This window comes from Methylobacterium indicum, assembly GCF_001043895.1.
Taxonomy (GTDB): Bacteria; Pseudomonadota; Alphaproteobacteria; order Rhizobiales; family Beijerinckiaceae; genus Methylobacterium; species Methylobacterium indicum.
Genome location: NZ_JTHF01000063.1, coordinates 58,225 through 68,855 on the forward strand (window position 1 = coordinate 58,225; position 10,631 = coordinate 68,855).

At 74.6% G+C, this 10,631-nt stretch carries 10 protein-coding genes; 7 read left to right on the top strand and 3 right to left on the bottom strand.

Annotated features, from left to right (window positions below):
- Window positions 1-274: 274 nt before the first annotated feature.
- Complete coding sequence (locus QR78_RS07975) at window positions 275-463, bottom strand: DUF2735 domain-containing protein (RefSeq protein ID WP_048426962.1); 189 nt, start codon at window positions 461-463, stop codon at window positions 275-277.
- A 414-nt stretch (window positions 464-877) separates the two neighbouring features.
- Here QR78_RS07975 and QR78_RS07980 point away from each other — a divergent pair, with 414 nt between their 5' ends.
- Window positions 878-1,912: a glutamine synthetase beta-grasp domain-containing protein gene (locus tag QR78_RS07980; RefSeq protein ID WP_048426963.1), complete on the top strand. Its 1,035-nt coding sequence runs from the start codon at window positions 878-880 to the stop codon at window positions 1,910-1,912.
- A 376-nt stretch (window positions 1,913-2,288) separates the two neighbouring features.
- On the opposite strand, the gene QR78_RS07985 is transcribed toward QR78_RS07980, so the two are convergent.
- On the bottom strand, window positions 2,289-3,038 hold the full coding sequence (locus tag QR78_RS07985; RefSeq protein WP_048426964.1) for an SDR family NAD(P)-dependent oxidoreductase: 750 nt from the start codon (window positions 3,036-3,038) through the stop codon (window positions 2,289-2,291).
- Between the two features lie 4 nt (window positions 3,039-3,042).
- The gene (locus QR78_RS07990) at window positions 3,043-3,903 is read right to left on the bottom strand and encodes a 2,4-didehydro-3-deoxy-L-rhamnonate hydrolase (protein WP_048426965.1); all 861 of its coding nucleotides are present in this window, start codon (window positions 3,901-3,903) and stop codon (window positions 3,043-3,045) included.
- Between the two features lie 185 nt (window positions 3,904-4,088).
- On the opposite strand from QR78_RS07990, the gene QR78_RS07995 reads away from it, so the two are divergent.
- From QR78_RS07995 to QR78_RS08020, 6 genes are all read left to right on the top strand, one after another.
- Entirely contained in the window at window positions 4,089-4,865 is a 777-nt protein-coding gene (locus QR78_RS07995) for an IclR family transcriptional regulator (RefSeq protein ID WP_048426966.1), read from the top strand.
- 117 nt (window positions 4,866-4,982) lie between these two features.
- Window positions 4,983-6,944, top strand: a complete 1,962-nt coding sequence (locus tag QR78_RS08000; protein ID WP_048426967.1) for a methyl-accepting chemotaxis protein — start codon at window positions 4,983-4,985, stop codon at window positions 6,942-6,944.
- Window positions 6,937-8,175 (top strand): chemotaxis protein CheW, encoded by a 1,239-nt coding sequence (locus QR78_RS08005; protein ID WP_053220840.1) that lies wholly within the window; start codon window positions 6,937-6,939, stop codon window positions 8,173-8,175. Before QR78_RS08000 ends, QR78_RS08005 begins: the two co-directional genes overlap by 8 nt.
- Entirely contained in the window at window positions 8,172-9,296 is a 1,125-nt protein-coding gene (gene cheB / locus QR78_RS08010; protein ID WP_048426968.1) for a chemotaxis-specific protein-glutamate methyltransferase CheB, read from the top strand. The genes QR78_RS08005 and cheB overlap by 4 nt, the downstream gene beginning before the upstream one ends.
- Window positions 9,293-10,180 carry a CheR family methyltransferase gene (locus tag QR78_RS08015; RefSeq protein WP_048426969.1) on the top strand — a complete coding sequence of 296 codons (888 nt, stop codon included), beginning with the start codon at window positions 9,293-9,295 and terminating at the stop codon, window positions 10,178-10,180. Before cheB ends, QR78_RS08015 begins: the two co-directional genes overlap by 4 nt.
- The coding region (locus QR78_RS08020; protein WP_048426970.1) for an Hpt domain-containing protein at window positions 10,177-10,631 on the top strand (455 nt) is incomplete at its 3' end. The genes QR78_RS08015 and QR78_RS08020, both read left to right, overlap by 4 nt.

The following is a 10,631-nucleotide window of genomic DNA, read 5'->3' on the forward strand; positions in this document are numbered from 1 at the left end:
GAGATCCGGAATCCAGCACGAAAAGCCGCGAAGCGTCTCATTGTCTGCGACGGTGCAACAGGTTGAGCCGCTTCGCGGCATGTCCTCTGCTGGATCCCGGATCTCCTTCCGCTGACGCTCCAGTCGTCCGGGAAAGGGGGTGGAACGCCCGCGTGGTGGCCTCCACTTTCTTCAATGTCGTGTACCGTGGGCAGGCCAACGCTTCGCCCGTCTGGATTCTTGTTTCGTCGCAGGTTTTTGCCGCCGAACCGGTGTCCACTTCGGCGAAATCTGCTCAGGGCTTGCGCGAGCGTTCCTCGCGGATCGCCGCGTCGTGGTAGCCGCCGCTCGCCGGCACGATGTCGGGGGCGCGCTCGCGTGCCGCCGGGCTCGGCGCCGACCAGTCGTTGCGGCCGCCGCGGCTGCGGCCGCCGGCCGGGAACGCGTAGATCTTCGCGGTGACGTGCGGGCCGGAGATGCTCATCGGATGGGTCTCCCGTGAGGGCCACCGCGTCGCCGCGCCAGCCTCTGAGATCGTAACGGAGTGTGCCTGGGGAATGCTCGGTTTGACCACGGAAAAATCAGTGGTTGGCTATAATTCGTGCATGCCCGCGCTTGCATCGCCGAGCGAATTGGCGGGTGTGGCGCGCAGTTGAGCGTCCTGGCGCCCTGGCGCGCAACCGGGCAGGGCCTCGCTGCCGACCTCGAAGGCGCCGCCGCAAGGGCGCGACGACGGGCGGCCCGGCGGGGAGGGTGTCGGCAAACGCATCGTCCGGGCGATCGTTCCGCCGCGCCGACGGGGTTGGCACGGGTCGTGCAAGCCAGGGAATGCCGCTGGCGGGTGATGGGCGCCACGAGGAATCACGGGCTCCATCGGAACCTGATAGAGAGACGCGAGATGACCAAATACAAGCTCGAGTATATTTGGCTCGATGGTTACACCCCGACCCCGAACCTTCGCGGCAAGACCCAGATCAAGGCCTTCGACAGCTTCCCGACCCTCGAGCAGCTTCCGCTCTGGGGCTTCGACGGCAGCTCGACCCAGCAGGCCGAGGGCAGCTCCTCCGATTGCGTGCTGAAGCCCGTCCGCCACTTCCCCGACCCGGCCCGCACCAACGGCGTTCTGGTCCTGTGCGAAGTCATGATGCCGGACGGCAAGACCCCGCACCCGTCGAACAAGCGCGCCACCATCCTGGATGACGAAGGCGCCTGGTTCGGCTTCGAGCAGGAATACTTCTTCTACAAGAACGGCCGTCCGCTCGGCTTCCCCGAGACCGGCTACCCGGCGCCGCAGGGCCCGTACTACACCGGCGTCGGCTACTCGAACGTCGGCTCGGTCGCCCGCCAGATCGTCGAGGAGCATCTCGACCTCTGCCTCGCCGCCGGCATCAACCACGAGGGCATCAACGCCGAGGTGGCGAAGGGCCAGTGGGAGTTCCAGATCTTCGGCAAGGGCTCCAAGCGGGCCGCCGACGAGATGTGGATGGCGCGCTACCTGATGCAGCGCCTGTGCGAGAAGTACGAGATCGACATCGAGTACCATTGCAAGCCGCTCGGCGACACCGACTGGAACGGCTCGGGCATGCACGCCAACTTCTCGACCGCCTACATGCGGGAGGTCGGCGGCAAGGCCTATTTCGAGAAGCTGATGACGGCCTTCGGGGATGCCCGCGAGGACCACATCGCCGTCTACGGCCCGGACAACCACATGCGGCTGACCGGCAAGCACGAGACCGCCTCGATCCACACCTTCAGCTGGGGCGTGGCCGACCGCGGCGCCTCGATCCGGGTGCCCCACAGCTTCGTCAACAACGACTACAAGGGCTACCTCGAGGATCGCCGCCCGAACTCGATGGGCGACCCCTACCAGATCGCCTCGCAGATCCTGAAGACCATCTCGACCGTCCCGACCGCGGTCTCGGCCGCGGCCTGAGACCCGGTAATCCGGTGATGGCGTGAACGGCGCGGGCCCCGACGGGCCCGCGCCGTTCTGCTTTGGGGGGATGCGGCGGAGCTGTTCAGACAACAAGACTGTCGCGGGTTTCTCCTCTCCCCGCGGGCGGGGAGAGGCTTTCGCCCCCCTTGTCGGGGGCGAAAGGAGCGAAGGCGAATGCCGGAGCGAGGGTGAGGGGGTCTCGACGCGTGAGACTCCTGCGGAATCACCCCCTCACCCTCGCCCTTCGGGCTTGCCGCCGACCCGACGAGGGGTCGGCAGCCCTCTCCCCGCCAGCGGGGAGAGGTGCAAACCCGCGCCTTCCTGTTCTGCCCGGCGCCGGCGGAGCGTGGAGGGGCGGAGCGCGGGACCGCCGTCAGTACGTCGCCCGGCCGCCCGACACGTCGAACACCGCACCCGTCGAGAACGACGCCTCCTCGCTCGCCAGGAAGCAGATCAGCGAGGTCACCTCGTCGATGGCGCCGAAGCGGCCGATCGGGATCTTCGACAGCATGAAGTCGATATGGGCTTGCGTCATCTGGTCGAAGATCGCGGTGCGCACCGCCGCCGGCGTGACGCAGTTCACCCGGATCTCCGACTTCGCCAGCTCCTTGCCGAGCGATTTCGTCAGCCCGATCACCCCGGCCTTGGAGGCCGAGTAGGCCGAGGCGTTGGGGTTGCCCTCCTTGCCGGCGATCGACGCGACGTTGACGATGCGGCCGTAGCCGCCCGCCTCCATCGCCGGCACCGCGGCCCGGTTGCAGTAGAACAGGCCGTTGAGGTTGACGTCGATCACGCGCTGCCATGCGTCGACGGGATAGTCGCGCAAGGGGGTGTTCGGCCCGGTGATGCCGGCGCTGCACACCAGCACGTCGAGCCGGCCGCCGAGCGCCGCCAGGGTCTCGCGCATCCCGGCCTCGACCGCGGCGGCATCCGCGATGTCGAGGGCGCGGGCGTCGGCGGCACCGGATTCGGCCTTGGCCGCCTCCAGCGCCGCGGCGTTGAGGTCCCAGAGCGCCACCGTCGCGCCCTCGGCCCTCAGCCGCGCGGCGACCGCGAGGCCGATGCCGGAGGCGCCGCCGGTGACGAGGGCCGTGCGGCCCTCGAAGCGGTTCGGATACGTCATCGCCTCACGCCTCCCGGCGCTGCCAGGCGGTGACGTCCTGGCGCTGCTCGCCGAGCTTCTCGATGCCGAGCGTCATCACGTCCCCGGCCTTGAGGAAGACCGGCTCGGGCTTCATGCCCATGCCGACGCCCGGCGGCGTGCCGGTGGTGATGACGTCGCCGGGCATCAGGGTCATGAAGCGGCTGACATAGGAGACGATCTGCGCGCAGGTGAAGATCATCGTCCGGGTGTTGCCGGTCTGCATGCGGCGGCCGTTGAGGTCGAGCCACATGTCGAGGCTCTGCGGATCGCCGACCTCGTCGGACGTCACGAGCCAGGGGCCGACCGGCCCGAACGTGTCGCAGCCCTTGCCCTTGTCCCAGGTGCCGCCGCGCTCGATCTGGTACTCGCGCTCCGAGACGTCGTTGACGAGGCAGTAGCCGGCGACGTGATCCAGCGCCTGCGCCTCCTCGACGTAGGATGCGCGGGTGCCGATGACGATGCCGAGCTCGACCTCCCAGTCGCTCTTCACCGAATCCTTGGGCAGCATCACCGGGTCGTTCGGGCCGGACAGCGAGCTGATCGCCTTGGTGAAGACGATCGGCTCCTTGGGCACCGGCAGGTTCGACTCGGCGGCGTGGTCCGCGAAGTTGAGCCCGATGGCGATGAACTTGCCGACACCGGCCACCGGCGTTCCGAGGCGCGGCGCACCCTCGACCACCGGCAGGCTGGCGGCGTCGAGCGCGGCGAGGCGGGCGAGGGACTCCCTGGCGAGCGCCGCCGGGCCGAGATCCGGCAGGTGGCCGGACAGGTCGCGGATGCGGCCTTCGCCGTCGAGCAGGCCGGGCTTCTCCTGGCCCGCCGGGCCGTAGCGCAAGAGCTTCATGGGCGTGTGACCTCCGTCGTGAGGTGCGCCGCCGCGGCGCACCGGGTTCGGGCGTGGCCGGGACGGGAGGCGGGTCGCGGCGGTCGCTCGCGCGGCGCCCTCGGGGTGTCCTCCGGCGGCCCTGGCGGCACGCCCACAGATCCCATATAGTGGGATCTTATTCTTCTATGTGGGACGATACGCGCATGGCCGCGAAGCCGTCAACCGGGGAGGGAGGAGCGGCGCCGGGCAGCCAGACGCTGTTGCGCGGCCTCGCGATCCTGGAGGCGGTGGCGGGCGGCGCCCGCGACCTCGCCGCTCTCTCGGCGGCGCTCGGCACCACCCGCAGCACCACCCACCGCCTCGCCGCCGCCTTGGTCGAGCAGCGCTACCTCACCTTCGCCCCGCGGGAGGGCTACGGGCTCGGTCCCAAGCTGCTCGAGCTCGGCTTTCGGGCCCAGCAGGCGGCGCCGGTGACCCGGGTGGCGCGGCCTCATCTCGACCGCCTGTCGGAATCCTGCGGCGACACCATCCATCTCGGCGTGCTGGAGGGGGAGTGGGCGCTCTACCTCGACAAGCTGCCGGGGCGCCGGCGCATCGCGATCAGCTCGCGGATCGGCGAGCGCCAGCCGGTCTGGTCGACCGGCCTCGGCAAGGCCCTGATCCTCGACCTCGACGAGGCGCGCTGGCGGGGCTTCTACCGCCTCGGCGAGGCACGGGGCGGCCACAGCCCCGATCTCGCGACCTGGCTCGAGCGGATGCGGGCCTACGCCGTGCGCGGCATCGCCTACGACCGGGAGGAGAACGAGCCCGAGGTGCGCTGCGTCGCCGGGCCGATCCGCGACGCCAGTGGGGCGATCGTCGCGGCGTTCAGCGTTACCAGCACCGTCCAGTACATGGACGAGGCCCGGATGGAGGACCTGGCCGGGACGGTGCGGGAGGTGGCGCTGGCGATCAGCCGGGATCTGGGCTGGGCGGGGTGAGGGGCCGCGGGAGCACGCCCTGTCCCGCGGCTCCGCCGGGGGATGGCTGTGCCGCCGTGCTTGCCCCCGTCCGCCGCCTCCGGCACACCGGCGGGATCGCGGGCGGGTTCGGGCTCCATGGCACTGGTCAAGAAGGCGAAGCTCGCGGCCCGGGACGGCACCCCTCTCGAGGCGGCCGTGGCCGGGAGCCGTCCGCCCGCGCCCGGCAGGACCCTTTCGCCACCGACATCTCCCGCCGCATCCGCGAAGGGCGGCCGCGGGCCGGCGCGGGCACGCCGGCAGAAGGCGGTCGAGCGCCTGGGCGCGGCCACCGAGGAGCTGGCCGCCAGCACCACCGAGGCCGCGGCGGCGGCCGAGGAGCTGAGCCGGGCGATGGAGCGGATCGCCGGCGGGGCCGAGGAATCGGCGGGCGCGGCGCAGGAATCCCTCGCCGCCGTCGCGGCGATCGTCGGGCGCCTCGGTGCCGCGCGGGAGCGGGCCGACCTGTCGCGCCGGCGCACCGGCGCGTTCCAGGCGAAGCTCGCCGAGGCCGGCGCCCAGGTCACCCAGTCGGTCGCGGGCCTCGAGGCCGAGGCCGGTCGTCAGGATGCTACGGTCGGCATCGTCGACGAGCTCGACCGGGCGACGGCGCGCATCGGCGACGTTACCGGGACGGTGGCGGGGCTTGCCGACCAGACCGGGCTGCTGGCCCTCAACGCCGCCCTCGAGGCGGGCCGGGCCGGCGAGCACGGCCGCGGCTTCGCGGTGGTGGCCGACGAGGTGCGGGCGCTCGCCGAGACCGCCGAGGCCGCCGCCGGCGAGGTGCGCGACCAGGCCGGTGCGATCCGGGCCGAGATCCGGGCGCTCGGCGCGGCGATCCGGGAGGCCGCCGCCCGGGCGGTGGCCGAGGCGGCGTCCGGCACCCGGGTCGCCCGGCGGATCGAGGCGGCGCGGGCCGATCTCGGCGGCCTGGCGGAGGGCGCCCAGGAGATCCTGGCGGCGGCGCTGCGGGCGGAGGCGACCACCCGGGAGGCGCAGGCCGGCGCCGAGCAGGTCGCGGCGGCGGCCGAGCAGCAGGCCGCGGCGGCCGAGGAGGCCCAGGCCGCGGTGGCTCAGCAGACCGATGCCCTCGACCGGGGCCGCGCCACCGCCGAGGCCCTGGCCGCCCTCGCCGAGGCCCTGCGCGGCGGCGGCACCGGAAGGGCGGGTGCCACGCAGATCGCCGGGGCCGCCGACGCGCTCTCCGCGTCGATCGAGGAATTGTCCGGGGCCGCCGCCGAGATCCTGGCCGCCGTCGACCAGATCAGCCGCGGCCTCGCGGTGCAGAGTGCGGCCGCCCGGCAATCCTCCGCCGCCCTGACCGAGATCGAGCGCGCCGCGGCCGGCGCCCGGGCCGGTGCCGACCGGGCCCTGGCGCAGGCCGCCTCCATCGCCGGCGCCCTGCAGGAGGCCCGCGGCACGGTCGACGCCCTCGCGGACGGGGTCGGCCGGGCGCTCGACGGGATGCGCGCCTCCCTCGACCGCCTCGACGCGATCGAGGCCGGGGAGCGGCGCATCGAGACCGCCGTCGAGGGCATCGCCCTCGTCGCCGTGCAGATCGGCATGCTGGCCGTGAGCGGCGCCATCGAGGCGGCGCGGGCCGGCGAGGCGGGCCACGGCTTCGCGGTCGTCTCGGCCGACATCCGGGCGCTGGCCCGCGATGCCGCCGGCGGCGCCCAGGGGATCCGCGGCACCGTGCGGGCGATCCGGGACGGGGCGGCCGCCCTGCGCCGCGCCCTCGAACGCGCGGCGGCCGCGGCGGAGGCCGAGGTGGCGAAGAACCGGGCCCTGACGGCGGGCCTCGCCGCGGTCGCCGCCGAGGTGGCGGAACTGGAGGAGGCCAACCGCGAGATCGCCGTGGGTGCCGACGAGATCCTGGCCGCCGCCGCCGAGATCGCGGCGGGGGCCCGGCAGATCGCCGTGGCGGCCGAGGAGGCCGACCGCGCCTCCAGCGAGGCCGCCACCGCCGCCCGCCAGCAGGCCCGCGGTGCCGAGGATCTGGCGGCGGCGGTCGAGGAGATCGCCCTCCTGGCCGACGAGCTGCAGGGCGCGGATGGCTGAGGCCGGTCCCGGGCGCTGGCTCGTCGTCGCGGCCGCGGGTCCGGGCGGGCGCCGCCTCGCGCTGCCGGCCGCGCGGGTGCGGGCGCTGGCCCGGGTGCCCGCGCTGACCCGGGTGCCCGGGGCGCCGCCGACGCTCGTCGGCCTCGCCGCCCTCTCCGGTCGCGCGCTCCCGGTCCTCGACCTCGCCCGGCTGCTCGATCCGGACCCTGCCGCCCGGGCCACGTCCGACCCGACCCGGATGGTGCTGGCGGAGGCCGATGGCCCGGTCGGGCTCATGGTCGCCGGGATCGTCGGGCTCGCGGCGGATCCCGGGGCGGCCGAGCGCCTCGACCTGCCGGCCCTGGTCGCTGCGGCTCTGCCTCCCCGGGCGCCGGAACCGACCGCGTCGGCCTCGCCGACCGAGGCCGGGGTGCCGCGGCCGCGCGACGCCCGCACGGACCTTCTGTCCCTCACGATCGCGGGCCGCCCCTACGCCCTGCCGCTCGCGGAAGTCGAGGCGGTGCTGCCGCTGCCAAAAATCGCGGCGCCGGACTCGGCGCCTGGGCCGGCGTCCCTCGGCACGATGCCGTGGCGCGGCCGCCCCCTGCCGCTCCTCTGCCTCGCGACCCGGCTCGGATTCGGTCCCGCGCCCGGCGGCCGGGTCGCGGTGGTGCGCGGGCTGGGGCTGGTGGCCGAGGGGATCGGGCCGGTGCTGCGGCTCGCGCCCGAGGCGGTCGATCCGGTGCCGCGCCCCCTGCGCCGCGACCCGACCCTCGCGGGCTTCGCCCGCCCCGGGGACGGCCGCACCCTCGTCGGCATCCTGTCGGCATCGGCGCTGGCTGCCGCGGCACCGGTGCGGGCCGAGGATGGTCCGGACGCGACGGACGCGTCGGTACCCATCCAACCGCCGGCGCCGGTGGTGATTCTCGATCTCGCCGGACGGGCCTACAGCCTGCCCGCCGACGCCGTCAGACGCGTCGCGCCGGCCCCCAAGTCCCTGGTGCGGGTGCCCCGGGCGCCCGGCTGGCTCGCCGGGATGCTGGCCGTCCGGGGCGGGGCGCTGCCGGTCGTCGATCTCGCCCGCCGCCTCGGCCTGCCCGCCACCGGAGCGCGGCGGCGCCTGGTGGTGGTCGAGGCCGGCGGCGTCCGGGCGGGGTTCCTCGTCGACGGGGTGCGGCTCGGCGCCCGCGAGGGGGCCTGCGCCCTCGATCCCGTGGCGCTCCTCGCTCCGGCCGGGGGGCTCACCGCATGATCCGCCTCCTCGTGGTCGACGACTCGGCCCTGATGCGCAAGGTCCTGGGCGGCATCTTCGCCGCCGAGGGCGATTTCGATCTGGCCTTCGCCCGCGACGGGCTGGAAGCCCTCGATCTCCTCGCCCGCTTCGCCCCGGACGTGGTCACCCTCGACGTGACCATGCCGGGCCTCGACGGCCTCGCCTGCCTCGACCGGATCATGCTGGAGCGTCCCTGCCCGGTGGTGATGCTCTCCTCCCTGACCGCGGAGGGAACGGAGGCGAGCCTGGAGGCCCTGGCCCGCGGCGCGGTCGACGTCCTGGCCAAGCCCGCCGGCGCGGTCTCGCTCGAGATCGACCGGCTGGCGCCGGTGCTGGTCCGGAAGGTGCGGGCCGCCGCCCGTGCCCGGCCGCGCGGCCCCGGCCTCGCGGCGCGCCTGCGCGCCCGCCATGCCGGCCTCGTCGCGCCCCCGGCCCCGCACCGGGCGGAGACGCCCCGAGCCGCGAAGCGCCCGATGCCGGAGGCCGCGGGCCCGGTGGAGAGCCGGGACGCGGGCCATGCCCCTGAACCGCCCGGGCTCGTCCTCGTCGGCGCCTCGACCGGCGGTCCCCCGGCTCTCACCGCCCTGCTCGGCGGGCTGCCCGCCGGCTTCCCCTGGCCCATCGTGGTCGCCCAGCACATGCCGGCGAGCTTCACCGGGGCGCTCGCCCGGCGGCTCGACGGGCTCTCGGCCCTGGCGGTGCAGGAGGTGACCGGGCCGGTCGCCCTCGTTCCGGGCCGGGTCTATGTCGGGCGGGGCGACGCCGACGTGATCGTGGTGCGCCGGCCCGGCGGCCTGATGGTGGCCCCGGCCCCGGCCCAGGCCGAGTATCCCTGGCACCCGAGTGTCGACCGGCTCGTGGAGAGCGCCCTCGATCTCGTCCCGGCCCGGCGCCTCGTCGGCGTGCTGATGACCGGGATGGGCCGCGACGGCGCCCGCACGATGGCGGCCCTGCGCGAGCGGGGCGGGCGCACCATCGCGGAGGCCGAGGCGACGGCGGTGGTCTGGGGCATGCCGGGCGAACTGGTGCGGGCCGGCGGCGCCAGCCTGGTCGCCCCGCTCGAGGCCATCGCGGCCGAGCTGACGGCGCTCGTGTCATGACGCGCGCGGCGATCACGGGCGAGCCCGTCCCCCTCGGCGAGGCCGATCTGACGCGGCTCTGCGACCTGCTCTACCGCCAGACCGGCATCCTGGTGCCCGCCGACCGGCGCCCGTTCATCGAGCGGCGGGTGCGCGAGCGGATGCGCGCCACCGGGGCGGCCGGGCTGCCGGAGTATCTCGCGCGGCTGCGCAGCGATGCGGCCGGCGAGGTGCAGCTCTTCGTCAACGCCTTCACGGTCAACGAGACCTACTTCTTCCGCGAGGCGCACCAGCTGCACTGCCTCACCGCCTCGCTGCTGGGGGCGGTGACCGCCGGGCGCGACCGGAGCGACCCGATCCGGATCTGGTCGATGCCCTGCGCCACCGGGGAGGAGCCCTATTCCCTGGCGATCTGGCTCCTCGAGCACTGGCCCGTGGTCGATTGCTGGGAGATCGAGATCGTCGGCTCGGACATCGACACCCGGGCGCTCGCCGCCGCCGAGGCCGGCCGCTACGGCGCCCGCGCCCTCGCCCGGCTGCCGCCTGACCTCGTCGCGCGCTACTTCACCGCCGAGGCGGGGACCGCCGTGCCGTCCTGGCGCATCCTGCCGGAGCTGCGCGGCTCGGTGCGCTTCAGCCGCCGCAACCTCGTCGACGGGCCCGGGATGGCCCAGGAGGGGCGCTTCGACATCGTGTTCTGCCGCAACGTGCTGATCTACTTCGACGACGCCTCGCGGCGGATCGCGGCCGACACCCTCTTCTCCGCCCTGCGGCCCGGCGGCTTCCTGTGCCTCGGCCACACCGAATCGATGGACCGGATCCCGTCGCGCTTCCGCACCCGCCGCTTCCCGGAGGCGATCGTCCACCAGCGTCCCGAGGATGCGCGCGAAGGGGATGCCCCGTGACCGAGACGCCCGGCCTGCCGCCGGTGGACGACCTGATCGGGGATTTCGCGGCCGAGGCGCGCGAGCTGGTCGAGGCCGCGGCCGAGGACCTGCTCGCCCTCGACGCCGCCGCCGATCCGGCGGTGCTGAACCGGGTCTTCCGCGCCGTCCACACCCTCAAGGGCTCGGTCGCCCTGTTCGACTGGCCGGCGATGCTCGCCGTGCTGCACGCCGCCGAGGACGGCCTGTCGGCCGCCCGCGCCGGCCGCCTCCCCGCCGCCGATCTCGTCGATCCGTCCCTCGCGACCCTCGACGCCGCCGGACGCTGGACCGAGGCGATCGCCGCGACGGGCCGCCTGCCGGACGGCGCCGGGGCTGAGGCCGAGCGCATCCTCGCCCGCTACCGGGCCCTGCTGGGGCCCGACGAGGCCGGCTCCGGTCCCGCGACGGCCGGCATGCCGCAGGGCCCGGT